The sequence below is a fragment of the bacterium genome, assembly GCA_024742285.1.
Lineage (GTDB): Bacteria > Myxococcota_A > UBA9160 > UBA9160 > UBA4427 > UBA4427.
This window is the reverse complement of record JANSYR010000013.1, coordinates 212,227-238,974: the sequence shown is the minus strand read 5'-3', so window position 1 is coordinate 238,974 and position 26,748 is coordinate 212,227. Positions and strand designations below refer to the sequence as shown.

The following is a 26,748-nucleotide window of genomic DNA, read 5'->3' as shown; positions in this document are numbered from 1 at the left end:
GGAAGAGCAGACCGAGGCGGCCATCGCTCAACACCGTGAGGCCCTCACCCTCGCGACCCGCCTCCAGGCAGAGAACAACGAACTCCGCAGCGCCCAGGCGGCCCTGGAAGAGACCCTGCAGGCCCGGGACCTCGAGATCGCCGCGCGCGAAGAGCACCTGCGCGTGACCCGGGAAGGCCTCTCGACCCGCGACGCCCAGCTCGTCGACGTCAAGGAGCACCTCCAGGAGGAGCGCCACCGCATCGAAGCCCTCGAAGCGGACCTCGAACGCGCCGAAATCGACAAGAGTGTGCTGCTCGACAAGGTCGCCCGACGCGAATCGCGGATCGCGACCCTGACGAACACCCTCGGACAGATCGAGGAAGCGATGGGCCAGCGAGTCCAGCTGAAAGTCCCCGCGCAGCCCGCCCTCGCACAGGCCGAATGGACGCGCGCCGCCCCGGCGTCGAGCCCGTCCGACGACCCGAGTGCCGCCCCGGCGCCGAGCCCGCCCGAAGACGCGAGCGCCGCTCCCGTCGACCCGCCCGCCGCCGAGCCAGCGGCCTCCGAGCCGGCACGCGAGCCGAATCGAACGGTAGCCGTCGAGCCGGCACGCGAGCCGAGTCGGACCGTGGCCGTCGAGCCGGCGTCGGCGGAGCCCGAACACGACCCCGCTGCGGCCTTCGAGGCGCCGGCGGAGGCCGAACCAATCGAGGCGCCCGCCGCGGTCGTCGACGCGGAAATGGACGTCGAGGAAGACGACCTCCCGGTCTCACGCGAGGCGGAGCCGGCGCAGGCGGTCGCGCAAACGCCGGCCGAGGTTCCGAGCGTCGCGGCCGCGGTCGAGGAACGCATCGAGGACGCCGTGGCGGAGCCGGGCGAGGCCCTCGAGGACGCAGACCTGCCGGTCCGCGCCCCCGGCCTTCTGAGCCGCATTCCGGCGCTGCCGACGATCCTGGGACGCTGGCGGGACGCTCGCGTGGCCGATCTCGAAGAAGCCGAAGCCGACTCGGTCGCCGATTTTCTCGCCCGCCGACTGGTCGCGCATCTCGGAACGCCCGGCCCGGAAGCGATCTATCTGCGAAGCCTCGGCGGTGCACTGCCGGACGCGGAGGCGCGTCTCGTGACGGCGCTTCACGCGCAGGGCCTCGAGGGGATCCACATGCAGGTCCTCGACGTCGACGAGGAGCTCGCCCAGGCGCGCCGGGGTCGAATCGAGCTCGCCTGTCTGGGTGAGGCGATCGACGTACGCGTGGGCGACCTGCAAGACTGGAACGCCGAAGCGCCCTGTCACGCGATCCTCGTGGCGGATGCGCTGCACGCCCAGGCCCGCCCCGACGTCGTCCTCGACCACCTGTCGTCGTCCCTCGAGCGCGGCGCCCTGCTTCTCTTCGCTGGCCGCATCGGCGCCGGTCCAGTCCAGCTCTCGGCCTCGACGCTGATGCGCCTCGAAGAGCTCTGGCAGTTCCTTCCGGAGCCGATGGCATCGACCGACGGACTCGGGCGACCGCCCTTCCGAGGCGACGACGGAGGCACCCCTGCCGCCGCGAGCGACCCGGCGGCCGCCCTCGTCGATCGATTCGACGCGATCGCCCTGGTGGGCTTCGGCCATCTCGCCGACCTCGTCGTCGGCCCCAGCCGCGGCTTCGCACTCTCGAACGACGACGAGGAGGCGCGTCAGCTGCTCGCGTCCGTGGTCGCCATCGACGAGAGCCGAGGGATCACCGAATCCCTCCCGCCCCGACACGGCGTCGGCGTCTTCGCGCACGGCAGCGGCGGACGCACCGACTGCTACGGCCTGCCGTGGCCCTGCCTCGCGGACGCGCTCCGCTAGCCGGACCGGCCGATCGCATCGCCAGACGCCCCCCCTCGGCCCGCTCCACCCTCACCGCTCCGAGAGCACGCTCCGAGCGTCGCCGCCGTTCGCAGCGTGACCGCGCTCGTGGAGAGTGAGCGGGCGTGGGTCAGGCGAGCACGGACGGAACGACGAGCGCCAGACGCCCGGCATCGCCGGACTCGAAGCGCCCACCGACGCCACTCGCGACCTCGTTCATGCCCGCGATCGGTCGCAGCGGCGTTCCCCCTGCATCGACCTCGACGCGAAGCGTGTTCCCCGCATCCTCGAGGACCTCGACGACGACTCTGTCCTCGGCGGTGGCATCGAGCGCTTCGCGGCCCATCGCCACGACGAGCCCTCCGAGCCAGCCCGGATCGGATTCGAATTCGGGCGGCATCGACGCCTCGCAGCGAAGGTCGACGGCCAGCCCACGCGTCGCGGCCTCTCGTTCGAGACAGCCGCGGATGTCCGCCAGCCACGCCCGCAGCGCCACGGTCTCCGGAACGAGCTCGATCGCCGCCCCGCTCTCCGTGCGGGCTCCGTCGCGGGCGATGCGCTTCCCGAGCCCGTTCGGCGTCGCCCCTCCGGCGCCTCCGCTTCGGAAGACGAAGACGATCGCGAGACCGGCGACGACGGTGAAGAGCGCGAGTACGATCGGCCAGAAGCCGGCCAGCCAGGCGGCGACGCCGGTCGGGGGGGCCTCGATCTCGACGAGCGCGAGCGTCGTCGCGACGCCGCCCTCGGCCCGGACGAGCGGGCGGCCGAGCACGAGCGCGCCATCCGCTTCGAAGCTCGTCGCCGGTCCCGCCTGCTCGAAGACCCGCGTCGCCAGCGCGAGAAGCCGCTCGAGGGTCGACTGGTCTCGCGCGGTGGGATCCAGGGGGCGTCCGTCGACGGAGAGAAGGGTCATGCGGTGATCCATCGGGACGACGTCGGCCAGGCGGGCCGAGAGGTCGGTCAGGTCGATGGCCGCGACGAGCGCTCCCTGGACGAGGTGTCCGGGCTCGTGGAGACCGACCGCGGCGCGCGCGATCGGGCGCTCGAGGACCCCTTCGAAGGCGACCTCGCCACGTTCGACACGCCGTCCGGCGGATTCCACCGCTCGGGCGACCTCGCCCGCGTACCAGCTCGCCTTGGCGACGCCCTCGCGCTCATCCGGCGCCCAGGCGATCGACCGGGCCCTACCTTCTTCATCGCGTTCCACACCGAGAATGCGCAGTCCGTCGTGGCCCGCGACGACGACTTCGAGCGCCGAGAACGCGTCGACGCGCGTGAGTGCGCGGCGGAGCGCCGCCTCGAGGCGTCGTCCGTCGATCGAGGCCCGGTCACCCGGCTTCGCGACCTCGGCGGGACCGACCTCGAAGGCCCCGGGCTCCGACCAGGCGCCCTGCGCGCGGAGCTCCGTTCGCAGACGCGCGAGCTCGCCGTCGATGCGCCCTTCCTCGGCCAGGTAGAGCGCGTTCACGACGTCGGCGAGCGCCATCAGCGACCGCTCGGCGCGTTCTCGCGCGCGGGCCTCCCCGGTCGTCACGTCGAGCCAGGCGAGCCCGCCCGAGACGCTCCAAGCGACGAGGATCCCCGTCGCGATCGCGAGGCGAGCGCGCAGGGAACGACGTTCGGTGGAGGCTTCGGCCAAGACGGGATCTCCCGGGTGCCGCACGAGGATTTCCGCAAGCTCGCGGCCCACTTGCGTGTCTTCTGCATCGGCGTGAAGCCCCGACCCGCTTGAGCCCGACGCGTGCTCCGACGCCTCGCTCCGCGATCAAAGTCGCGTCGCCTGGGGTCACGACCGCACGACGCCTCGATCCTTCACCCGAGATCCTCTTCGGGTCTCGGTCGCATCCCCGTCAGCCACGAGATAGCCTCCGGCGCATCATGGAGAGCGCGGGCACCCTCGGCATCATCGTCAATCCCCACTCCGGCCGCGATGCGAGACGTCTCTTCGCACGCGCCGGGACGTCGACCATCGACGACAAGCGCAACCAGGTGACGCGCATCGTCGTGGGGGCCGCCGCTTCGGGCGTGAAGAAGATCCTGCTCTCGCGGGACTCCTTCCGGATCGCCTCCGCCGCAACCGAGGCGCTCACCCTCGACGTGGAGTGCGAGCTGCTCGAGACCGAGCTCACCGGCCACGGTGTCGACAGCCAGCGTGCCGCCCTCGCCATGAAGGAAGCGGGCTGCGCCGCGATCGTCGCGCTCGGCGGCGACGGCACGAGCCGGGCGATTACCCAGTGCTGGCGCGACGTCGTGCTCCTCCCCCTCTCGACGGGCACCAACAACGTGTTCCCGTTCAACGCGGAAGCGACGATCGCCGGCGCCGCCGCGGGTCTGGTCGCCTCCGGGCGCCTGCCCCTCGAAGACGGCGCCCGTCGCGCCAAGATCGTCGAGGTCCGCTGTGAGGACGGGCGCGAGAGCCTGGCGCTGATCGACGCCGCGATGCTCGTGAACGACCACCCCGGATCGCTCCTGCAGGCGGACCCCGAGAAGCTCGCGAGCGTTCTGCTGACCCGCGCCGAGCCCGACAGCGTCGGCCTCTCTCCGGTGGGCGGGCTCCTCATGCCCTGCTTCGCCGACGACGAGTTCGCGGTCGAAGTCCAGACCCGTCCGGAGCCGAAGCCCGAGACGACGGGCAAGTCCCTGCGGATTCCGATCTCGCCCGGGCTCTACGCGAACGTCGGGCTCGAGGGGGTCGAGCGCGTCGATCTGGGCGCCGAGGTGCGCTGGACCGGGCCGGGGCTCCTCGCCTTCGACGGGGACCGGGAGATCGTGCTCGAAGACGGCGAGAGCGCGATCCTGCGCGTCGTTCGCGAGGGACCCTGGGTGATCGATCCGAATCGCACGATGATCGCCGCCGCCGAGCAGGGGCTCTACCGCGACCTCGGTCATTGGCACGACCAGCGCTCGGGCGCGACCGGCAGCTGCTGTTAGGCCGAGTCGACGCGTACGACACCCAGGACACCCAGGACGCCAGAGAGGACGGCGGATGAGCACGGAAGAGACGCGAGAAGCCCTCGAGACCGTTCGTGGCTGGATCCGGGACGCGCGCTCCGTCGCGTGCCTGACCGGCGCCGGAATCTCCACCGACTCGGGGATCCCGGATTTCCGGGGTCCCCAGGGCCTCTGGACCAAGGATCCGGACGCCGAGAAGATGGCCACGCTCCAGGTCTACGTATCGGATCCAGACGTCCGCAAGAAGTCCTGGCGCTGGCGTCTCGAGACCGAGGCGAACAAGAAGCGGCCGAACGCCGGCCACCAGGCCCTCGTCGACCTCGAGCGCGCAGGCCATCTCGACACCCTCGTCACGCAGAACGTGGACGGTCTCCACCAGGCGGCCGGCACGGACCCCGCGCGCGTCGTCGAGATCCACGGCACCCTCGAAGAGGTCCAATGCCTCGACTGCGGAGAGCGGGCGCCGATGATCCGCGCCCTGGCCCGGGTCGAGGCGGGCGAAGAAGATCCCGATTGCCGGACCTGTGGCGGAATGCTCAAGTCGGCGACCATCTCTTTCGGACAGGGCCTCGTCGAAGACGATCTTGCCCGGGCCTTCGCCGCCGCCGAGGATTGCGACCTGCTCCTCGCGGTCGGCACGACCCTCGCGGTCTACCCGATCGCGTCGATGGTGCCGATCGCCAAGGAAGGCGGGGCCAGGATCGTGATCGTGAACGGCGAGGCGACGGAGATGGATGCCATCGCCGATGCCCTCCTGCGCGGCTCGATCAGCGACATTCTTCCGGCCCTCGTGCCGGGCGCCTGAAATGTCGCTTCGCTAGTCGCCGGAGGCGCCCCATCCGACCGACCGGGCGCGGGCGATGACCAGGTCGGCTGCGCCATCGGTGCCGAGGAGCTCCGTGTTCAACACCATGTGGTAGTGGACCGGATCGTTCCAATCGCGCCCGTAGTTCTCCTTGTGGTACCGGGCCCGGGCGCGGTCGCGTTCGTCGAGGAAGGCCGCGGCCTCCGCCTCGCCCATGCCGTGCTCGTGCATCGCGAGGCCGATCCGGTGATCGCGGGAGGCGACGAGCCGCACGTGGAGCACGTCTCGTTCGCGCGCGAGGATCGCCGCCGCCGCGCGACCGACCAGGACGATCCGGTCGCGGTGGCCGAGCTCCTCGATCCACTCCTTCGTGATGTGCGCCAGCTTGACGGCGTCGGGCTCTTCGATCGCCGACGGCGTCGAAACCAGGAACTCGGGAAAGGAGAGCGCCGAGGATTGGGCGAAGCGTTCGAGGAAGGTCGGCACGCTCTCCTCGAGGCTCTCGACGTCGTCCCGCGAGAGCCCCGACTTCTCGGCGATGGCGCCGACGAAATCGTCGTCGACGACGGTCCAGCCGAGGCCCTCGGCCACGCGAAGCGCCACGGCGGGCGCACCGGCCAGGTACTGGCGGGAGATCGTGATCAACATGGAGGTCCGCTCCCTCGCCTCACAGGAGGCCCGGAAAGGCTATCGAATCAAGGCTCCCTGAGCTTCGTTCGCACGCGCTCGTCCACGGCGCGCAAGCTCGGGCTGCCGACCCAGAACAGCAGCGCCAGAACGAGCGCCAGCACACAGGCCCCCGCCACCGCGGTCGGCGCGCCGTAGGCGCTGGCGACCCGCGTCACGGGCAGCCCGCCGAGCAGTGGAAGCGAAACGCTCATCATCAGGAAGCTGGAGACGCGGCCGCGCACCTCGTCGGGAATCACGAGCTGGATCGAGACGTTGTTGAGCGTTCGGAAGACGCTCGCTCCGATGTTGCCGAGGAACGCGAGGACGACGGCCGGCCAGATGCTCGGCGAGAGCGCGAAGGCAGCGATCAGGAGGCAGAACACGATCACGCTGACCATCATCATCGGCAAGCGCGGCTTGCGTTGGTCGCGGGTCGCGATGTACATCGAGCCCACCATCGCGCCGACCCCCACGGCGAAGCTCAGCATCCCGAGTCCCCACGGCCCGACGACCCACACGTCCCGCGCGAAGACCGGCAGCACCTGCTGGAAGGGCATCGCCAGGAACTGCGGGACGAGCCCGAACAGGAGCAGGATCGCGACCATCCGGTCCGAGCGCAGATAGCGAAACCCCTCGAGCACGTTCTCGTAGAGCGAGGCCGTCGGTCGCGTGGCCGGCGGCGCGCTGCGGACCGAGAACGTCGCTGCGATCGCGACGACATAGAGGCACAGATTGAAGCCGTAGGCCCCTTCGATCCCGACCCAGGTCGCGAGCGTCCCGGCCATCGCCGGCCCCAGCATCTGGGTGAGGTTCATGCCGGTCATGTTCACGCCCATCGCCGCACCGAGCGCCTTGCGATCGACGAGGTTCGCGACGATTGCGGCGCGCGCGGGCATCTGGAGCGGGAAGCAGGCGCCGAGCGCCGCCGACGCGACGACGAGGTGCCAGAACTCGATCCGGTCGGTCACGAGGAGGACGTAGACGACCGCTTCGGTCAGGAGCGCGAGCGAGAGCGCCGTCGCGATCAGCGTCCGTCGGTCGAGGCGATCGGCGAGCGCCCCTCCGAGGGGAGACAGGAAGAACATCGGTGCCGCCATCGCGGCCCCCGTCAGACCGAGCGCGAAGGGATCATCTGTCAGCTCGAGGGCAATCCACGGCCGCACGAGGCCCTGTCCGCCCATCGCCAGGAAGAACGCCAGATTGCCGACGAAGAGTCGTCGGAACTGCGTGTTCCGGAGTGACTCGGTCGCGCGACTCCAACGGGAGTCGGCGGGCGCGCTTTCGTTCGGGTCACTCATGCGAGCCCGATCGTCGCCGATCCCGCGCCCTCGCGCATCGGGCTGTCTCAGGCTTGCTGGACTTCCCGGTCGCTCATGCCGATCAGGTAGAGAATCCCATCGAGCCCGAGATTCGAGATCACCTGCTCCGCCGCGTCACGCACCTTCGGCTTCGCATGGAACGCGATCCCGAGGCCAGCGGCGTCGAGCATGGGCAGATCGTTGGCGCCATCTCCGACCGCAATCGTCTGTTCGAGCCGCAGGTTCTCGCGTTCGGCGAGCTCGCGAAGCAGCGCCGCCTTGCGGGCGCCGTCGACGACCGTACCGGCGACGCGCCCGGTCAGGCGCCCGCCGTCGATCTCCAGCTCGTTCGCGAAGACGTAGTCGATCCCGAGACGCTGCTGCAGGTGGTGACCGAAATACGTGAAGCCACCGGACAGGATCGCCGTCCGGTAGTCGAGGGAGCGCAGGGTCGCGATCAGGCGCTCCGCCCCGGGCGTGATCGGGAGTCGCTGAGCGATCTCTTCGAGCACGCCCTCGTCGAGCCCCTTCAGAAGTCCGACCCGCCGCTCGAGGCTCTGGGTGAAGTCGAGCTCGCCGTTCATGGCGGCCTCGGTGATCTTCGCGACTTCGTCGCCGACCCCCGCCGCCGCGGCGAGTTCGTCGATCACCTCGGTCTGGATCAGCGTGGAGTCCATGTCGAACGCGACGAGCCGCCGATTCCGGCGATAGACGTCGTCGACCTGAAAGGCGATGTCCACGTCGAGATCCTGCGCGAGGGCGAGAAGGTCGCCTCGCAGCGCCGAGGCGTCGTCGGGCTCACCGCGTAGCGACAGCTCGACGCAGGAGCGCGGCGTCTCCTGCTCGGCCCGGAGCGAGACCCGTCCCGAGAGCCGCGTGATGTTGTCGATGTTCAGGCCGTGGTCCGTCGCGACCTTCCCGAGCCCCTCGAGATGGGCCGCCGTCAATCGGCTGCCGATCAGCGTCATGATGTGGCGCGGTTGCCCCTGGGCGCTCACCCAGCGTTCGTACTCGTCGAGATCGACCGGTGTGAAGCGTACCCGGAGATCCCACGCGTGGGACTTGAAGAGGACGTCCTTCAAGACGGGGTGGCCGTCGGACTCCTCGGGGAGCTCGACCAGGATCCCGAGCGTGAGCGTGTCGTGGATGACGGCCTGACCGATGTCGAGCACGCGCACGTCGTGCTCGGCGAGGATCGCCGAGAGATCGCGGGTGATGCCCGGGCGATCCGGTCCGGTCAGATTGATCAGGACGACCTCGGCCATGGGACCGGCATTTTCCTCTTCTTCGGGGCGCGGCGGGTTGCCGGGCGGCGGAAGGATCCGCGATCCGGCTCCGACCGCAAGGCCGACGCCTCACTCGTCGACCGAACGTCAACCCAGGCTGAGGGGAAGCCGCGCCAGCCCGCGCAGGAAGAGCGAGGGCCGGAACGCGGGCTCCTCGGCGAAGTCGAAACGCGGGAATCGGGTGATGAACGTTCCCACCGCCGCGGCGATCTCGGCGCGGGCGAGCGAAGCGCCGAGGCAGAAGTGGCGCCCCATGCCGAAACCGAGATGACTCGGGGTGGCGCGCGCGATGTCGAGGCGGTCGGGATCCGGAAAGCGCCCCGGGTCGCGATTGGCGGCCCCGTTCATCACGACGCAGACGTCGCCGGCGGGGATGCGTCGCCCGCCGACCTCGATGTCCCGGGAACCGACCCGCTGGCTGATCTGGACCGACGTGTCCCAGCGAATGAACTCGTCGGCGGCCGTCACGACCCGCGCCGGCGCTTCGCGCAACAACGCCAGCTGGTCCGGATGGAGAATCAGGCCGCGGATGGCCATCGAGATCAGGTCCGCAGTCGTCTCGTGTCCTGCCTGCAGGAGGATCACGCAGGTCGACACGACTTCTGCGTCGCTGAGTCGCCCGGTCTCGTCCTCGACCTCGACGAGGGCCGAGATCAGATCGTCCCCGAGTGCCTTCCGGCGCGAGCGCGCCAGATCGAGGAAATAGTCCCGGAAGCCGGCGCTCGCGACCTCGCCCCTCGCGACCACGTTCTCGGTCAATCCGGAGACATCGCCGCGCCGCGCGAAATCGTGCGCCCAGGTCAGGAACGTCGCGCGATCGGATTCGGGGATGCCCATCATCTCGCAGATCACGGCGATCGGGAGCGGATACCCGAAATCGGCCACGAGCTCCGCCTTGCCCGCGTCCTCCACCCGATCGAGCAGGCGATCGACCTCCGTCTGGATCCGGGGCTTCCGCGCGTCGACGGCGCGGGGCGTGAACGCCTTCGAAACGAGACCGCGGATCCGGTCATGCTCCGGTGGATCCAGATAGAGGAGCAGCTTGCGCATGACCTCGAAGAAGGTCCGTCCCGAGGGTCCGGTATCGAAGAGCTCGATCGCGCTCGTGTCGCTGTGGAGCACCGGGTCCCGGAGCACCCGATCCGCATCCTCGAATCGGGTGAGGATCCACGCGCGGCGTCCGAGCAGCGTCTCGTCCTCGAGGACCGGCGCCCGCTCGCGAAGTCGGTGGTAGTGGGGGTAGAGCGCACCCCGTCGGTCGGGATCGAGGATCTCGGCGAAGATCTCCTCGGCCGTGCTGTCGTTCGGATCGCCCATGGCTCCTCCCGGGCCACCAATATAGTCAGATGCGGCCGACTGCGTCGCGTACAATCGGGCCACCGCCCCGGCGGCCCGCAGAACGGAGGGAAACGCATGCCCGGTCCCCTGCACGGCGTCCGCGTCGTCGAGATGACGTCGACGGTGTCCGGCCCGATGGCCGCGATGGTCCTCGCGGACCAGGGCGCGGACGTGATCAAGGTCGAGCCCCCGATGTTCGGTGACACGTGCCGCTACCTGGGGAGCGCCCGCGGCGGGATGGGCGGGATGTATGCCGTCCTGAATCGGAACAAGCGCGCCGTCGCCCTCGACCTCAAGGACGAGACCCAGAAGGCAGTGCTGCTCGACCTGATCCGGACCGCCGACGTGCTGCTCGAGAACTATCGACCCGGCGTCCTCGATCGACAGGGCCTCGGCTACGAGGCGCTCGCCGCGATCAACCCCGGTCTGGTCTACGTCTCCGTCACGGGCTACGGCCAGGAGGGCCCCTACGTGAACCGGCGCGTCTACGACCCCTTGATCCAGGCGACGGTCGGCATGGCCGCGACCCAGGGCGATCTGAGCGGACGGCCGGAGAACGTTCGAACGATCATGTTCGACAAGATCACCAGCCTGACCGCCGCCCAGGCGATCACCGCCGCCCTCTTCGAGCGCACCACGACCGGCAAGGGCCAGCACGTACCGATCTCGATGATGGACTCGGCCCTCTACTATGTCTGGCCGGACGTGATGTGGTCACGCACGCTGCAGGGCGAAGGCGCGAGCTACGTGGGCGAGCTCGCCGACTACTTCCACGTCCTGCAGACCAAGGATGGCTACGTCTCGATCATCCTGATCCAGGACGACTCGTTCCAGCTGGTCTCGGTCTGGCGCGGGTCCGAGGCCCACCTCGACCCCCGCTTCGCCGACCTCGCCAGCCGGATCGAGCACCGCGAAGCGTTCATCGCCGCCATGGAAGAGATGTTCGCCGACGTGACCTGCCAAGAAGTCTGCGACATGCTCGATTCGTTCGGCGTCCCGGTCGCCCGCGTGAACACCCTCGACACCGTGCACGACGACGAACAGGTGATCCAGCAGCGAAGCCTCGTCGAGGTCGAGCATCCGCAGATCGGGCGGATGCGCCTGCCGCGCCCGCCTGCGCAGTTCGAGGGGCAGACGCCGATCGACGCGTTCCCGGAACGCCACGCCGCCTTCATCGGCGCCCACACGCGGGAGATCCTCGAGGAGCTCGGTGTCGACGAGGCGCTGATCGCCGGGATCGAGAAGCGAGACGCCGAGCAGGCGGCGCAGCTGCGCGCCGCGATGGCAGCCGCCGCGAGCTAGGCGCCCGGTCCGTTGCCGTCCCACTCGGGCTCGCCCGGGTTCCGCATGTAGTGGTAGGGGCTGCGGAGGCCGTCGCTCCCGTAGTACCAGCCGCTCGCTTCGAGTGAGCCGAAGAGGCATTGCTTGATCGCGGCGGTTCCCTCTTCGGGGCCCTTCGAGGGGCCCTCGTGACCGACGATCCGCGTGCGGATCCAGCCGGGACTGCAGCAGCTCACGACCAGGTCCGGATGCGCCCGAGCCAGCAGAAGCGAGTAGAGGGAGAGCAGCGCCTTCGAGATCCCATAGCCTCCGTTCGCATCCGCCTCCGAGCCGAAGCCCGAACGCCCGTCCGGCGAGGGCTCGAGCAGCGCCTCGATCGCGGCCCAGTCCGCCGGAAGGGTGCAGAGCGCGGGCTGGACCTCGCTCGGGCAGCGGCGCACGTAGCCCGGCCCCGACCCCGATCCGACGTTGACGATCCGGTCGGAGATCAGGCCCGCACCCAGCATCGCCTCCACCATCCGCTTCGGGCCGTAGAGATTCGTCTCCACGACGACCGAGGGCGAGACGCCGTGGGCCAGCCCCGTTCCCGCGTTGTTCACCAGCGCATAGACCGGCTCGGAGATCGTCGAGACCGCGCGGGCGACGCTCTGGTCGCTGGTGACGTCCACGACGACGAGCTCCACACGTGCGGCATCGGCCCCCCGCAGCTCCGATCGGATCGAGGCGACCACCTCCTCGCCGCGAGCTCGATCCCGCGCGCCGAGCAGGACGTCGCAGCCTTCGTCGACGGCGAGCTGCCGACAGAGCGCGCGTCCGATCCCCGAGCTGCCTCCCGTCACGAGAACGCGACGTCCTGCGTTCGAATCCGTGCTCATGCGTCTGCCGCGGCCATCGACTCGGGCGCCTCCCATCCCGGCGGCGCCAGCACGTAGACGAGGCACTCGGTACGAAGGCGGAAGCCGAGACGCGCGTAGAGCGAGACCGCCGCATCGTTGCCCTCCCGAACGTGCAGCATGGGCACGCCCCCGGACGCGCGAATCTGCTCGGCCACGAAGAGCGTCGCAGCGGCACCGAGCCCTCTGCGCTGCGCCGACGGATCCACGCAGACCGCGGAGACTTCGACGAATCCCCCGGCGCGCATGCGCTCCCCGGCCATGGCGACCAGCTTCCCGTCGCGTCGGTGCCCCCAGTAGCGACCGATGCGAATCGTCTCCTGGAGGAAGGGCCCGGGCTCGGTCCGGGCCGTGAGGTCGAGCATCTCGGGAACGTCCGAGGGGCCGAGCCGCAAGAATTCGCAGTCCGACGTCGACGGAATCAGCTCGTCAGACACCCACTGCGTGGCGACCTCTTCCAGCAGGCACGCCCAGCCGTCGGGATGCTTCGCGAGGCGTGGGCCCATCAGGATCGCCACGTCGTCACGCCCGAGTACCTGCGCGAGATCGGCCCAGGTCTCCACGGACTCGTCTGCGAGCCCACAGAAAGGCGAGACCTCGCGGCGAAAGCGCCCAGCCTTTCCGGCGGGACCGATCTCGGCGAGCGTCGACTGATCCGCGCGGATCGCCTGCCAGACGAAGTTGTCGAGAACGTCCTCCCGCATGGCTCGGAACGATAGCGGCTGCCGGTGCGGACCCGATCGCTGCGGTGGGCCTCCGACGTCCGATCAGAAGTCCGCCCAGAACGTCGCCCAACGATCGGCGATCCACCGCAGAACGCCGCCCCGCTCGAGCGCCGGCGCGTCGAGCTCGATCATGTCCGACCGCTCGGGACCGAAGTGTTCGCGGATCCATCTCGGGACGGCGTCGCCCGCGAAGACCGCGTTGACCTCGCAGCTGTGGACGAGACTCTGGCGGTCGAGGTTCGAGGTGCCGACGACCGCCACGCGATCGTCGAAGGCCGCGAGCTTGGCGTGCATCATCGCCTGCGGCTCCTCGAAGACCCGCACGCCACGCCGGATCAGCCGCCGACTCAGGACGCGGGCCGCGCGCCGCATGAGCGGATGGTCCGTCCTCCCCGCCAGCACGAGCTCGATCGCCACCCCGCGATCGCTGGCCGCCTCGATCGCGTCGAGCACCCGCGGTCCCGGCGCGAAGTACGGGCTCACGAGCAGGACGCGGGACTCGGCGCGTTCGAGCTCGTCGAGAAAGAAGTCCCGCATTCGACGACGCGGATACATCGGCCCGTCCGCGAGGATCGCGAGCGAATGCGCCCCACCCGTCTCGGCGGCCCGTGCCACGCCGGGCTGCCAATCGAAGCTCGCCCCACCCGCCCGGAACCAGCTCTCGACGAAGATGGCCTCGAGCTCGTTCAGCCCGGGGCCTTCGATCCGGACGTGGGCGTCTCGCCAACGCAGGCGATCGCGGCCCTGGCCGACGTATTCGTCACCGACGTTCAAGCCGCCCAGGAACCCGATCCGCCCATCCACGAGCAGGAGCTTGCGGTGGTCGCGCCTCCGGGGGCGGAATCGCCAGCGCCACCGCGCGGGCGGATTCCACTCCTCGAACTCGATTCCGTCCGCCGCATAGCTCGCGAGCAGACGCCGATCGATCCCGCGCGAGCCGACCGCGTCGTAGATCACCCTAACCGACACGCCTTCTCGAACGCGCCTCGCGAGCAGGTCGAGCAGGCGCCGGCCGAGCCGATCCGTACGGAGGATGTACGTCTCGAGATGGACGTGCTCCTTCGCCTCGGCGATCGCGTCCTCCATGGCCACGAACGCCTCGGCGCCGTCCTCGAAGAGGGCGATGCGATGCCCCGCCCGGAAGCGCAGGATTTCCGTCGGAGTCACGCCGCCTCCCCGCACGGAATCTAGCGCGCGCCTCTTTCCTCGAGCACACGGCATGCCGCGTGTCGCGTCTCTCGCGGCCGATCTGCTCCTCGATATGGGACAGGAAGTCTCGACCTGCGCACGCGCGCCTCGACCAGGGTGCCCTCTCGAAATCGCTGATCCGCCCTTGTCCGGCCCAGTCGCACGCGCCCGCCCGTCGCGTCCACTGTGCCGGTTCGGGCAGTCCCCGGGAGTGACCCGCAATCGTTGCGCAACGCCGACGCAACTTCCGTCCTGGTCGTCGAAAGGCGTCCACGCGCCGACCCCGTTCGTGTATCGTCACCTGAGAGCGCTGTGCGCGCGTAGTGAGGCCCCCATGCAGATCCGTTCCATCCTCCTCTCGACCCTCGTCGTCGCGGCGAGTGTCGCGCTCGGCGCCAGCAGCGCGAGCGCGCTGACCATCGACTGCGCGACCGCCGACTGTCTCGGCGGCGTCTACAGCCTGGACGTCGCGTCGCTCGGCGGAGACACGTATCTCGCGACCTACTCCGTCGACACCTCGGTCGACTATCGCGTCGCCGCCGAGTTCCTCAACGAGATCGAGTTCAAGGTCGCCAACGACTACACGAACGTCTCGGTCCTCTCAGGACCCTCCGGAATCCTGGCCGCCGGCCCCCTCGGCGGCCGAGGCTGCAACGGAAACAACGGCACCTTCGTCTGCTTCGACGTCGACCCGAACCTCTCGCTCGGCTCGACCTATACGTGGTCGATGCAGTTCGACAGCACCGCCATCCTCGACGAATCCGAGTGGCATGTCGGGGCGCGCTACACCAGCACCCGGCACCGGCGAGGCTGGGTCATCTCCGAGACCGCGCCGGTCCCCGAGCCCGGAGCGGCGATGCTCTTCGGTGCGGGCGTCGCCGTCCTTCACGCGGCCTCCCGCAAGCGGAGCTGACGGACCTCACGATCGATCGGACCTTCGCCGATCCCGACCCGAACGGCCCCGGCTCCCTGTGACCGGGGCCTTCGTGTTTCGCGTGCGCGCGTCCGCTTCTCGCTGCGCGCCGAGTGCCCCCCGAATGGGCACAGAACGCCGACGTCGTCGTCGCCGGCTAGCCCGGCAGGATCCTCGTCCCGGCCTCTCCTCGCAGGATCGCCGCCGCGTCTTCGAGGGCGCCGATCGCGGCGAACCGGCCCGCCTTCGACGCGAATCGGCAGGCCGACTCGACCTTCGGTCCCATCGAGCCGGGCGCGAACGAGCGGGCCGGGAGCGCAGTCGACGTCGCTACCTCGATCGATCCCTCCGCCGTGGCCGGCCACTCGTCGTAGACGCCCTTCACGTCGGTCAGGAGGAGCAGTCCATCGCAGCCCAGGGCGTCGGCGAGGAGTGCGGCGACGCGATCCTTGTCGACCACCCAGGCGATGACGACCCTCGCGGGCATCTCCGGTCTCTGGATCGGGACGGAGCTCGCGGTCTCGATCGGCGCGGGCGGAGCGATCTCCCCCTCGAAATCGGTGACGGTGCCCTACTCTTCGACCGGCCGATGGTCACCGCGTTCGCGGGCTGCTTCGCGTTCCGGCTCGCCCCCCGCGCCGGCCTTCGGTGTCGGGGACGGGATCCTGCTCCTCGTCTTCCATTTCGGCTTCGCACTCTTTCGGCTCGGATGCTTCGCCGGCTGATGCACCCCGCCCGGGAACGGGCACGCTCCCCACGTCTGGAGGCCCCACCCGCATGTCGTCGATCGCGACCGTTCTCGTTGCCCACGACTTCTCGGACACCGCCGCCCTCGCCCTGCGCCAGGCCACTGCGCTCGCGACGTCGAACGCGGCCCGTCTCGTGCTCGTCCACGCCGTCGAAGCGGTTCCCCTCGGTCCCTACCCGGCGATCAGCGCCCCCTCGAGCGACCTCGCGATCCGGGACGTGGCCGAGCAACGTACGAACGAGATCGCCGAGGAGACGCGGTCGGCCCGTCTCGAAGTCGACGTCATCGTCCGTCTCGGCGAGCCCGGCGCGACGATCGTCGAGATCGCCGAAGAGGTCGGCGCCGACCTGCTGGTGATCGGCACCCGCGGCCTGACCGGCGTGAAGCACGTCCTGCTCGGCAGTGTCGCCGAGTCGGTCGTGCGCCGCGCGCCGATGCCCGTACTGACCGTGCATCCCGACGACGCGCTGCTCGACCTGCCCCTCGACGACCTGGTCGTCCCGACCGACCTTTCGCCGGAGGCTCGGATCGCGCCGCAGGCCTTCGCGAGCCTCTTCGCGGACGGGGCGAAGCCGCAGCTGCACCTCGTGTACGCGGACCGCACGCCCCCTTACCTGGAGCCCCTCAAGCACTCGGTGCTCGAGCTCACCGGACAGCCGGACCCCGTGAAGGAGGACATCCTCGAGCGCATGGCGCCGAACGCGAAGGCTCTCGAGGACGAGGGCTTTTCCGTCGAGTGCCACGTGATCGACGGCGAGGCGGCCGACGCGATTCCCGCCTTCGCCGAGAAGGTGTCCGCGCAGGCGATCGTCCTCAGCACGCACGGTCGTTCCGCCGTCTTGAACGCCCTGCTCGGGAGAACGGCCCAACGAATCGTCCAGAAGGCGCCCTGCCCGACGCTCACGGTTCGAGCGCGGGCGTAGCGCCTCCTCGGCTCGCGGGAACGGGCTCCGCCACGGGAAGAGGTCCTGCACGCTCGCTCCGGGCTTCGCGCCTGCTCGTCGTCGTCCTGACGGACGCCTCGGCCGGCTGAGGACGAGACGGATTCGGGCGAACGTTGCGGCCGGTGCGGCCGGACGGGCGACCCGGGCCGCGAGTCTCGACAGCGCCCGGCTCCGCCTCGATACTGACGCGATGCGCACCCGAAGCGATCTCTTGCGAACGGCCTTCGTCCTGCCTCTCCTCGTCGCCCTCGGCTGTGCATTGCCGGGACCCGTGGTCGAGATGGGCGAGAACGCCGACGTCACGTTCGACGGACTGCACCGCGTGCGCGGTGCTCGAGCGGGCCAGCGCGTCTGGGTGAAGCCGGACATGGATCTCTCGAGCTACTCCGAGCTGATCCTGATCGGCGCCGGGTTCCACTACAAGCGCCCCCCCAAGCGGGCGCGCGGCGAGTACGCGTTGAACGAGCGGCAGATGGATTTCGTGCGCGAGGAGCTCGCGAGCTCGATCCGGGAGGAGCTGATCGCGCGAGGAGATTGGACCCTCGCCGACCGGCCCGGCCCCGAAGCACTCGTGCTCCGAGGCGCGATCATCGACTTCGTCTTGACGACCGCTCCGGAGCAGCCGACCCGCGGAGCCACCTACAGCGCGTCCGTCGGCGCAGCAACGCTCGTCATCGAGGTCTTCGACTCGCAGTCTCGGGAGATCCTGGCACGGATCGTCGACCGGCGAGGCCTCGAGCACGACGACGTCACGGGCTGGCGAAACGATCCGATCTCGAACGCGGCCGCGGCGCGACGCACGTTCCGTCACTGGGCGCGCAAGCTGGCGAATGCGCTCGAGAAGGCCCACTCGATGCCGATCCCCCAGGAATCGGTCGGCGACTGAGCCGGCACGCCCCCAGGAGCGCACAGAGCACGCCGGCCAGATACGCGCCAGGCCCCGCGAGCGGAACCGCCACGGGCCCCAGCGGCGCGGCCGGACTCGGCGCGGCGGGCGCCGCGGCCCGCGCGACCTGGACCGCGTTCGCGGGGGCGTGCGAGTCACCGACGCGAATCGCCAGCCGGAAGCCCTCGTCGTCTCGGTTGGATCCTGCGTCCTCATCCCCCTCGGGCGGAGACGGGGGCGGGTCGCCGTAGGACGCGCGGACATCGCACTTGCTGCCGACGAGGGCGAGCGCGATCAAGAGAAGCACGAGGTGGGGGGACAACCTCATACCTCGAGTCTACGCGTTCCGACGGCGCCCGCCCAACGTCTCGAGGCGCCGACGCCGACGCGACGACCGGTCCCCCGGCCGACGCGTCGGGTGATCTCTGGTGCGCGCGCTCGACTCAGGAGCCGATCACGCCTCCCTTCTTGCGTGTGATCACGAAGGTCGCCGCGCGGGGGACCTCGGGACCGCCCGCGCCGGGCACGGGGAAGTTGCTGACCGTCGGGTCGCCGCCGTTGCCGCCGGGGTGCTGGGTGTTGATGAACATCGTCTCGTAGTCCGGCGTCGTCGTGATCCCGGTGATCTCGTCTCCAGCGACGCCCGAGAAGATCCGCTTGAACTCGTGACGGCGGATGTCGGCGACGACCATCTGGTTGTTGCCGAAGGGCTGCCCGCCATCCGTCTGGATGAAGAGACGTCCGAAGGGATCCGCCCAGAGGCCATCGGGATCCGAGAACGTGAACGACTCGTCGCCTCCGTTCTCGACCCGGGTGTCCTGCGCGAGGACGAAGATGTCCCATTCGAACTTCGTGCCCGTGAAGCGATCCTCGTCCCGCCAACGGAGGATGTGGCCGTCCGGATTCGGCGCGAGGGGATTCGCCGCGTTCGGCTCGGTTCGCTGGGTATTGTTGGTCAGCGCGCAGAACATCTCCTGGCGCCGACCGCGGGTGATCCACTCCGGCCGATCCATCGGCGTCGCACCGACGGCGTCCGCGGCGAGCCGGGTGTAGACCGCGATCTCGTCCTCGGTCCAACCGGCGAGCGCCGGGTTGTCCGGGGTGAGCGGCAGCCAGTCGCCGGTCCCGTCGTCGTTGAAGCGCGCGACGTAGAGCGTGCCCTCGTCGAGGGGGCTCTTGCCCTTGCGCAGCATCCGACGGTAGTTGTCCGCGGACACGAACTTGTAGACGTAGTCGAAGCGCTGGTCGTCGCCCATGTAGGCGACGATCCGGCGCCCCCGACCGATCACGATCTCCACGCTCTCGTGCTTGAAGCGTCCGAGCGCGGTCCGCTTGACGGGCTTGTCGAGCGGCCTGTTCGGATCGATCTCGACGACGTACCCGAAGCGGTTCTCCTCGTTCCGGTAGTCGGCGTTGCCGAGATCCCAGCGCTCGTCGAAGAGATGCCATCCGTAGGCGAAGCCGAAAGCGCTGAAGCCGTACCGCGCCTGCTCGGGCGTGGCCGCCCAGGCCTCGTCGTTCGCCCCGAAGTAGCCATTGAAGTTCTCCTCGCAGGTGAGGTAGGTGCCCCAGGGCGTCCGGCCGTTCGCGCAGTTGTTCACCGTGCCCGCGCCCGGGTTCCCGGCGGCCGTCTCGAGCAGCGGGCTCCCCGCCGCGGGACCGCTGAACTCGACCGGCGTATTGGGCGTGATCCGCCGGTTCCGACCGCCCGGGACGACCGCGTCCCATCGTCCGTTCTTCCTGGCGAGCTCGACGACGGACACGCCATGGACGGCCTGCGAGTTGCGCACCTCGTCGAGGCTCTCGGGCAGCGACTTGCGAAGCACGCGATCGTTGATGCCGTACTCGTGGTTGATGCAGAGCACGCCACGATCGCTCGAAGGACGGCCGGAGCGCTTCTTGTCGGGATCACCGAAGAAGGCCATGCCGTCGTGGCCACAACCGATCTGTCGCTCCTGATTCGCCGCGCCGTTCGAGGTCACGTCCGTCGGATCGAGCTCCGCAACGCCCGGGAAGAGCGGGAGGCCCCAGGGAATCAGCACCGAGTACTCGTAGTCCGCCGAGATCGTCGGATCCGGACCGCCCGCGTTCTCGGCGGGCGTGAAGCCGATGCGCGTGCGTCGCCCCTGGCGGCCGTCCTGCTCGTCGTCCCCGACCGCCTTCGCGACGCTCGACGAAGCGAGGAAGCCCGTCGCCGCCGTGGCGAGGGTGCCCTTCATCATCTTGCGGCGGGAAAGGTGGACGTTCAGCACATCTTCGAAAGGTCGGTTCTCCGACCGGTTCACGATCTCGTCATCGACAGCCATGGGGTTCTCCTCGACCGGGGGTCCCTTCGGACCGGTGGTGTTGAGCCGCGGAGCGTACGGAGCGGCGATGTCGAAGAGGCGCGTCTGGCGTGGAGGTTGAATGAGGTCGGGGGAGATTCGGTGTTCGAGCAGGCGCACTCACACGATCGATGCGTCACGGCACGGTGAATCGAAACGATGTGTTCCGTGTCGACCGCACGGAAAGCGCCGCGGTCGTCGTTCACATCCGTGACGAATGGAGCACGGAAGCGGGATCGCGAAGAGATCGACGAGCCCGAACGGAGGTGGGACAGGCGCGTCGCCAGCACCCATCGTCCCGCACCGAACACCGGGCCCTCCCCCCCTCCCGGGCGAGGATCGGAACCTCGCACCCGACCCGATCACGGCGGGGGCAGTCTCCTCGAGCGCGACCCCGCACAGCGTCGCCCCCTACTCGCGCGCGGTCCGGTGTCCACCACGAACGTCCGGGCACCAACCGGTCCGGCGGCGATCAGGATCGTGGGCTCTCTCGCCCCGGCGCTCGCCCGGGACCGCGAGCGCGCGATCGTCGTCCCGGTTCCGGCGCTCGACGCGGACGCGAGCGCGCCAATCCGACCAGCCCGAGGCCGATCAGAACAGCGGTGCCGGGCTCCGGAACCAATGTCCAGCCGGCAGCGACCGGATCGAACGGAATCGTCCCGCCGAGATCGACCCAGGCGTTGGCGAAGTCCGTGTCGACGTCGTAGAACGCCGCACCCGAGGTGTTCCCGAGGCCGACGACGTCGCGCAGGATCGCGCCCGACAGATCCGCTCCCTCCAGATCGATCTGCCCGAAGCCCCCTTCGGCGCTGAACGAGGCGCCCGCGAGGTCGCTGTCCACGAGGAGCGCGTCGCGAAGACTCGGCGCCGGGAACCCGATGAGCTGTTCGAACGCAACCCCGCGCAGCGTCGCGTTGGTGAAGTCCGCCCCGGGCGCGATCAGACCGAGCCGCGCGCCATCGAGATTCGCGTTGTCGAAGGCCGCCCCCTGCGCGCCGATGCCCCATGCGCGCCACCCTCGAAGATCGCCGAACGACAGAATCGTTCCGTTCAGCACGACTTCGTCCAGCAGGGAGTCGGTCCACACGACGCCGGTCAGGTCGGCGTCGGACAGGTGTGCGCCGAACCCGTTGTCGCCTCCGAGCGTCGCGCCGGTGAGATCCGCGCCCGCGAATCTCGCCACCGTGAGGTCCGCGTCGCGGAGGTCGGCCCCCGCGAGCGCAGCGTGGGTCAGGTCGGCGTCGACGAGATCTGCTCCGCGAAGGATCGAGCCCGTGAGATTCGCTCCCCCGAGAGCCGCCAGGTAGAGCTGTGCCCCTTGAAGGTCCACTCCGTGGAGGTCGGCACCCGGCGCGAGATCGATCCCCGCGTACGGGTGCGCTCCGGCGTCGACCGACAGGATCGGATCGACGATCGAGCCGTCCGTACGCAGATAGGACGCAGCGAGGGCCGAGCTCGGGAGCGAGAGAGCCGAAACCAGAGCGAGAGCGACAGCGAGCGAGCGCATCACGAATCCTTCCCAGGCGGGGCCGTTCCTGGCCTCGGGAGGTGAGTGCGCACTCGACGCGGGGAGGTGACGATCGGTCTCGCGGCGCGCGGCCTCGCCGGCGCAAGACGGGAGGCATCCAACGAGAAACGCCCCCGACCAACAGGCCGAGGGCGTGGAAGAGGTTGGAGCGCGAGACCAGGATCGAACTGGCGACCCTCAGCTTGGGAAGCTGATGCTCTACCAACTGAGCTACTCGCGCATCCGGATCCACGGTAGCAGATCCGAACGCGCGTCCAGCCACGCGGGACGGAGTCCCCTACTCCTCGATCAGCTCCACGAACGCGTCGTCGATCGGCTCTCCGTCGGCGTCGTCCAGCGGCGTGAGCTCCGCCTCGAGGATCTCGGCGTGGGCGACCGACGTTCCCGCGGCCTCGGCGGCCGCGTCGCGGACCGGCGGGTCGACGGGATACTGGGTGACCGACGGCGGATCGCTATCGAACTCCAACGAGGAGACCGGCATCTCGGCCACCGGCGTCGCGGGGGGTGCGCCCGCGATCGGCGTGGCCGCGTCCTCCAGCGCATCCTCGAGCCCTTCGTCGAGATCGAGGGTCGGAGTCACGGCCGGTGCCGCCATCTCCGGCGCGAGCACGAAGTCGTCGACGCCGCCGTCGTCGAGATCGAGCACGGGGCCCGCAGCCGGTGCCCCCGCCACGTCGTCCGGGATCGTTCCCGCCGCGGGCGTTTCGGCGAGCGCGGGCGCCGGCGGCACGGGAGCGGCCGAGAGCTGGCTGTAGGTCGTCCCCGGGTCGGGACCGATCCCGAGATCGGCGGCCGCGCGCTCGACGTCCGTCGCGTCGATCGCGCTTCGACCGCCGAGATACGCCTCGAAGAGCGCATTGTCGGCGAGGGTGTTGAGCAGGCGCGGGCGTCCACGACCGAACTTGAAGAGCGCCTCCATCGCCGGCGCCGGAACGGCCGCCGCGTCCCCGCCGACCGCGTCGAGACGATGCTTCAGGTAGGCGGCGGCGTTCGCCATGTCGAGGGGCTGGAGTCGCACGCGCACGTCGACCCGGGGCATGATGCTCGAGTCGTTCTGGACGAGCCGGTCGAGCTCCGAGGAGCCGACGAAGAGCATCGAGACGAGACGGCGATCCTCGTACTCGAGGTTGAGCAGACCCGCGAGCTCGGCGAACACGTCCGGCGTCATGATCTGGGCGTCGTCGATCATGAGCACGGCGTGGCGCCCGTCCTCGCGGACGATCGCGAGCTGCTCGTAGATCTGAGCGAGGAGTCCCGCGCGATCGTCGGCGGGCTCTTCACAGCCGAGCTGGCGCGCGAAGCGCTGGAGGATGCTCTTCGCGTCCGCAGCACCGGGAAGCATCACGAGCAGCGCGGCCTCGAAGACCTCTTCCTCGAGCGCGTCGAGGATGCGGCGAGCGAGGAGGGTCTTGCCCATGCCGCCGTCGCCGGTCAGCAGCGTGAGGCCCTTGTGCTGACGAAGCCCGCGCTCGACGCGGCGCTGGGCGTCGCGGTGGCTGCCGCTCTCGAAGAAGAAGCGCAGGTCCGGTTCGTTGCTGAAGGGATCCTGGGTCAGACCGAAGTGATGGAGATGTTCCACGGGTTCCTCGGAGTTCCGGACCCGGGCTGACCGGGATCCGTCGATGGAGCGGGCGTCGTCCGGCGCGGATCGCTAGACGAAGGAGATCTTCTTCCGCCCGCCCTTGCGCGTGACGGTCTCGGTGTCTTCGTTGTTGGCCGATTCCTCGGCCTCGTCGCCGACGTCGGCCTCCGGAACGAACTCGGCCTCTTCGAGGGCGGCCTCCGCTTCGCTGACCACGTCGTCGAAGGACTCGAAGGCCTCGCTGCCGGCCGCCTCGGCGACGCCGACGTCTCCGGCGGTGTCGTCGTCATCGTCCTCGAAGAGCTCGTCGAAGGACTCGAACGCCTCTCCGGGCTCGCCCAACTGGGGCGAGGTCGTCTGGCCCGCTTCGAGCGCCGAGAGGCGCTCCGCTGCGCCCGGGAAGTCCGCGTCGAGCTCCAGGACCCGGCGCAGGCTCGTGCACGCGCGGTCGCGATCCCCCGAGCCCTCTTCCGCGATCGAGAGGTCGAAGTAGACCCCGGCCATCCGTTCCTCGGGAAGATCCGGGAGGGCCAGGGCCTGCTCGAGATGGCTCACCGCGTCGTCGAAGCGACCGAGGTCGCGCGCGCAGAGGCCCATCAGGTAGAGGCTGTCGAAGCGACGCTGGGGCGAGTCGAGGCAGAACCGGAACTCGCCGATCGCGTCCTCGAAGAGACCCATCTCGCGGTACGCGATGCCGAGGTCGTAACGGGTATCGAAGTCCCCTTCGTCGAGGGTCGCGGTCACGCCCTTCTTGAAGTCCGAGAAGATCGACTCGAAGCCGTCCTCGACGGTCGACAGCACCCCGCTCGCCTCGTTCGGATCGGGCGCTTCGGGCTCGTCGTCTCCCAGCACGTCCGCGAGCGCTTCGCGCAGATCGAAGGACTCCGCCGCGTCCAGCGGGCCGGACGTGCCTGCCGCGTCCTCGACGGCCACGTCGACCTCGGCGGTCGCCGTGTCGTCGGTCTCCGGTACAGAGGACTCGGTTTCTGCCGCCTCTGCCGTCGCGTCGTCGTCGTCGAGATCGACCTCGACGTCCGTGTCCAACTCGAGCTCGACGGCCGGCTCGGCCTCGTCGGCCGCGTCGCTCGCCAGATCGAGCCCCGAATCGGTCGCTTCCGCGTCGGGTTCCGTCTCGCCGTCATCGAGGTCGACCTCGACTTCAAACTCGTCGTCGTCATCGAAGCGCGCGGTGATCTCGAGATCCGGCGCCGCGGCCTTCTTGCCCGCGAGGCCCGAGCCGGTCGCGTCGGCGGGTGCTTCGCCTGCAGAGGACGCGATCTCGCCGAGACGCAGCGTCGCCACGGGGTGATTCGGGGCCTGCTCGAGGATCCGCTCGAGGAGGCCCCGGGCCTCGTCGAACATCTCCTGCGCGATGTAGAACTCCGCCTCTTCGAGCTCCTCGGCGATCTTCGCGGACGTCGCCGTGCTCTGACCGGCGCCAGACCCGGTCGGCGGCGACGTGAGCTCGCCCGCATCGAGGTCGAACTCGACGGAGGGCGCATCGTCCTCGTCGTCCCCGTCCGCGATCACCTCTTCTTCGGCCAGTCCGAGGTCGTCGGCGTCGACCTCGAACTCGAAGGCATCGTCGTCTCCCGACTCGCCCGCGTCGTCGAGGGCGATCTCGTCACCGCCTTCGAAGTCGGGCTGGGTCACCTCGACGACCGGCGAAGCGGCCTTCGGGGACGCGGCTTCGGCGTCGACCGGCGGCTTGTCGAACGTGACCGAGTCTTCGTCGAGCTCGATCTCGAAGTCGTCGTCTTCGGACCCGAAGTCGTAGCCGGTCTGGGTTTCGCCGTGTTCGACGACGCCGATCGCGGTGTCGAGGTTGAGATCGACTTCCACGTCGAGATCGAGGTCGATCGGGGGCGCTTCGAGCTCGTCGCCTTCCGGCTCGAGATCGAGGACCGGCGCCTCCGGTGCGGAGATCTCGGCGGGATCGATATCGCCGATCTGTTCGGCCATCCCGGGGTCGAGGCTCGCGATGCGATCCTTGAGGACGGCGAGCGCGTCGGCGTCCCCTTCCACACGGATCCGTTCCGCCGCTTTCATCCAGGCCTGGACGGCCTCGGAATGCTGGCCGTCGTCGGCGTAGGCCTCGCCGAGCTTCTCGAGCGCGGCGCGATGATTCGGATCCTGCGCGAGGATGCCGCGCAGACTCGCGATCGCCTGGTCGCGCTTGCCGTAGCGGAGATAGACGCTGGCTTCGGCGAGGAGCTGATCCGGATCTCCCTCCGGAAGCGGGGCTTCCTCCTCGGGCTCCGGCGCCGCTTCGACCGGCGGCTCTTCTTCGGCTCCCAGATCGAGAACCGGCTCCTCGTCGAGCTCGAGCGAGGGCGGATCGTCGCCCGCCTCTTCATCCAGGGAGAGGAAGGGCTCGTCCTCCGCGAGGAGTTCGTCCTCGCCGAGATCCGGTTCGTCGACCTCGGACACGTCGACGGCCAGCCGCGAGCTGGACCCGACCTCTTCGACCGGGAGGCGCTGCATGAGCTCACGCGCCTTCTCGTCGTCGCCGCGCTCGCGATAGAGCTTCGCCAGACCGCGCGTCGCATCGGCGAGCTTCGCCTCGTCGCCCATCTGGGCGTAGAGATCCATCAGGAGCTCGTACTGCGGCGAAGCGGCGTCCACGTTGAGCGCGCGCACCGCGAGGGGCTCCGCCCGGTCGAGCTCGCCGGTGAGCATGAGCTGACGGACGAGCGCGGTCAGCGAGTCGATCTTGTCGGGCTTGACCTCGAGCATGCGCTCGAGAACGGTGACCAGCTGCTCACGATCGTCCTGGTTCTCGAGCTCGGCGACGACGGCGTCGTACTCGGCGATCGCCTCCGCCTCCATGCCCTCCTGACGCAGGAGCTCGGCGACCTTCAGGCGGCTCGTCGTGTTCGTCGGATCGAGCGCCGCCATCTGCCGGAGCAGGTCGAGGGCTTCGGACTTGCGGCCTTCCTTGTGGTAGCCGTCCGCCGCGGTCTGCAACGCGGCGACCGCCTCGGAGTCGAGACCCATCCGCTGATAGAGCTCGGAGAGCGAGACGTAGGCGCCGTAGTTCTTCGGGTCGAGGTTCAGGATCTGCTTGAAGACGGCGACCGCGCGCGCGTCGAAGCCGTCCTGTCGGTACTGCTGGGCGACCTTGCCGTACTGAGCGATCGCCTCTTCGTTCTGTCCCCACCGGCGATAGGCGTCGCCGACCTCGAGCAACAGCTTCGCGTCGCGCGGGTCTTCCTTCAGGAGCTTGTTGTACTCCTTCAGAGCCTTCGCCTTGGCGCCCTTCTGCGCATGCTTGCGCGCAGCATCCAGTACTTTTCGTTTGTTGAGCGCCAATGAACCCTCAGCACGGCAGAGAATCGAGGATGAGAACGCCGCCCGTCAGCGTGACGGCGGTCCTCTTCTACCCGTATCGGCCACCCGTACGCCCCCTTGAGACGCGCGTGTGGGGGTAGCGCGACGCCCAATCGCCCCACCCGTGGGGCACCCGCACCGACGGTCTGTACCGCGCGCGCCCACTCCGAAGGCGCTCAACAGCGCTTCGAGCCGCGCCCACGAACGCGCGCCGAGACGGTGCCCGGGACGTCCCGCAGCCCGAC

General features: G+C 69.6%; 21 protein-coding genes and 1 tRNA gene. 8 read left to right on the top strand and 14 right to left on the bottom strand.

Annotated elements, in window-relative coordinates:
* Positions 1–1,813, top strand: a 1,813-nt coding sequence (locus NXI30_21970) for a hypothetical protein (protein ID MCR9096897.1), incomplete at its 5' end; no start/stop codon positions are given.
* 130 nt (positions 1,814–1,943) lie between these two features.
* On the opposite strand, the gene NXI30_21965 is transcribed toward NXI30_21970, so the two are convergent.
* Entirely contained in the window at positions 1,944–3,452 is a 1,509-nt protein-coding gene (locus tag NXI30_21965; GenBank protein ID MCR9096896.1) for a hypothetical protein, read from the bottom strand.
* Between the two features lie 239 nt (positions 3,453–3,691).
* On the opposite strand from NXI30_21965, the gene NXI30_21960 reads away from it, so the two are divergent.
* Both NXI30_21960 and NXI30_21955 read left to right on the top strand, forming a co-directional pair.
* Positions 3,692–4,744, top strand: a complete 1,053-nt coding sequence (locus tag NXI30_21960) for an NAD(+)/NADH kinase (GenBank protein MCR9096895.1) — start codon at positions 3,692–3,694, stop codon at positions 4,742–4,744.
* A 55-nt stretch (positions 4,745–4,799) separates the two neighbouring features.
* Entirely contained in the window at positions 4,800–5,570 is a 771-nt protein-coding gene (locus NXI30_21955) for a Sir2 family NAD-dependent protein deacetylase (protein MCR9096894.1), read from the top strand.
* Positions 5,571–5,582: 12 nt separating this feature from the next.
* On the opposite strand, the gene NXI30_21950 is transcribed toward NXI30_21955, so the two are convergent.
* The 4 genes from NXI30_21950 to NXI30_21935 all read right to left on the bottom strand — a co-directional run bounded on the left by NXI30_21950 (position 5,583) and on the right by NXI30_21935 (position 10,140).
* Positions 5,583–6,218 (bottom strand): cytidylate kinase-like family protein, encoded by a 636-nt coding sequence (locus tag NXI30_21950; protein MCR9096893.1) that lies wholly within the window; start codon positions 6,216–6,218, stop codon positions 5,583–5,585.
* Between the two features lie 47 nt (positions 6,219–6,265).
* Entirely contained in the window at positions 6,266–7,537 is a 1,272-nt protein-coding gene (locus NXI30_21945; GenBank protein ID MCR9096892.1) for an MFS transporter, read from the bottom strand.
* A 47-nt stretch (positions 7,538–7,584) separates the two neighbouring features.
* A complete protein-coding gene (gene serB / locus NXI30_21940) occupies positions 7,585–8,802 on the bottom strand; it encodes a phosphoserine phosphatase SerB (GenBank protein MCR9096891.1) in 1,218 nt (405 codons plus the stop codon).
* Between the two features lie 108 nt (positions 8,803–8,910).
* Complete coding sequence (locus NXI30_21935) at positions 8,911–10,140, bottom strand: cytochrome P450 (GenBank protein MCR9096890.1); 1,230 nt, start codon at positions 10,138–10,140, stop codon at positions 8,911–8,913.
* A gap of 96 nt (positions 10,141–10,236) precedes the next feature.
* Here NXI30_21935 and NXI30_21930 point away from each other — a divergent pair, with 96 nt between their 5' ends.
* Positions 10,237–11,463: a CoA transferase gene (locus NXI30_21930; GenBank protein MCR9096889.1), complete on the top strand. Its 1,227-nt coding sequence runs from the start codon at positions 10,237–10,239 to the stop codon at positions 11,461–11,463.
* Here NXI30_21930 and NXI30_21925 read toward each other — a convergent pair.
* The 3 genes from NXI30_21925 to NXI30_21915 form a co-directional block, all read right to left on the bottom strand.
* On the bottom strand, positions 11,460–12,317 hold the full coding sequence (locus tag NXI30_21925) for an SDR family NAD(P)-dependent oxidoreductase (protein ID MCR9096888.1): 858 nt from the start codon (positions 12,315–12,317) through the stop codon (positions 11,460–11,462). The two genes, NXI30_21930 and NXI30_21925, sit on opposite strands and share 4 nt — an antisense overlap.
* Entirely contained in the window at positions 12,314–13,039 is a 726-nt protein-coding gene (locus tag NXI30_21920; GenBank protein MCR9096887.1) for a GNAT family N-acetyltransferase, read from the bottom strand. Before NXI30_21920 ends, NXI30_21925 begins: the two co-directional genes overlap by 4 nt.
* A gap of 63 nt (positions 13,040–13,102) precedes the next feature.
* A complete protein-coding gene (locus NXI30_21915; GenBank protein MCR9096886.1) occupies positions 13,103–14,227 on the bottom strand; it encodes a phosphatidylserine/phosphatidylglycerophosphate/cardiolipin synthase family protein in 1,125 nt (374 codons plus the stop codon).
* A 355-nt stretch (positions 14,228–14,582) separates the two neighbouring features.
* On the opposite strand from NXI30_21915, the gene NXI30_21910 reads away from it, so the two are divergent.
* Positions 14,583–15,161, top strand: a complete 579-nt coding sequence (locus NXI30_21910; protein MCR9096885.1) for a hypothetical protein — start codon at positions 14,583–14,585, stop codon at positions 15,159–15,161.
* A 157-nt stretch (positions 15,162–15,318) separates the two neighbouring features.
* Here the strand turns inward: NXI30_21910 and NXI30_21905 are convergent, their stop codons facing one another.
* Positions 15,319–15,648 (bottom strand): hypothetical protein, encoded by a 330-nt coding sequence (locus tag NXI30_21905; protein MCR9096884.1) that lies wholly within the window; start codon positions 15,646–15,648, stop codon positions 15,319–15,321.
* Here NXI30_21905 and NXI30_21900 point away from each other — a divergent pair.
* From NXI30_21900 to NXI30_21890, 3 genes are all read left to right on the top strand, one after another.
* Complete coding sequence (locus NXI30_21900; GenBank protein ID MCR9096883.1) at positions 15,629–15,886, top strand: hypothetical protein; 258 nt, start codon at positions 15,629–15,631, stop codon at positions 15,884–15,886. The genes NXI30_21905 and NXI30_21900 overlap by 20 nt on opposite strands.
* Before the next feature lie 52 nt (positions 15,887–15,938).
* Positions 15,939–16,832, top strand: coding sequence for a universal stress protein (locus tag NXI30_21895; protein ID MCR9096882.1), 894 nt, complete (start codon positions 15,939–15,941; stop codon positions 16,830–16,832).
* A 211-nt stretch (positions 16,833–17,043) separates the two neighbouring features.
* Complete coding sequence (locus NXI30_21890; protein ID MCR9096881.1) at positions 17,044–17,739, top strand: DUF3313 domain-containing protein; 696 nt, start codon at positions 17,044–17,046, stop codon at positions 17,737–17,739.
* A 443-nt stretch (positions 17,740–18,182) separates the two neighbouring features.
* Here NXI30_21890 and NXI30_21885 read toward each other — a convergent pair whose 3' ends face one another.
* The 5 genes from NXI30_21885 to NXI30_21865 form a co-directional block, all read right to left on the bottom strand.
* Entirely contained in the window at positions 18,183–20,045 is a 1,863-nt protein-coding gene (locus tag NXI30_21885; protein MCR9096880.1) for a PhoX family phosphatase, read from the bottom strand.
* Between the two features lie 490 nt (positions 20,046–20,535).
* Positions 20,536–21,570 (bottom strand): pentapeptide repeat-containing protein, encoded by a 1,035-nt coding sequence (locus tag NXI30_21880; GenBank protein MCR9096879.1) that lies wholly within the window; start codon positions 21,568–21,570, stop codon positions 20,536–20,538.
* A gap of 165 nt (positions 21,571–21,735) precedes the next feature.
* A tRNA-Gly gene (locus tag NXI30_21875) sits at positions 21,736–21,811 on the bottom strand.
* A 57-nt stretch (positions 21,812–21,868) separates the two neighbouring features.
* Positions 21,869–23,170: an AAA family ATPase gene (locus NXI30_21870; protein ID MCR9096878.1), complete on the bottom strand. Its 1,302-nt coding sequence runs from the start codon at positions 23,168–23,170 to the stop codon at positions 21,869–21,871.
* A gap of 72 nt (positions 23,171–23,242) precedes the next feature.
* The gene (locus NXI30_21865) at positions 23,243–26,485 is read right to left on the bottom strand and encodes a tetratricopeptide repeat protein (GenBank protein MCR9096877.1); all 3,243 of its coding nucleotides are present in this window, start codon (positions 26,483–26,485) and stop codon (positions 23,243–23,245) included.
* Positions 26,486–26,748: the final 263 nt, after the last annotated feature.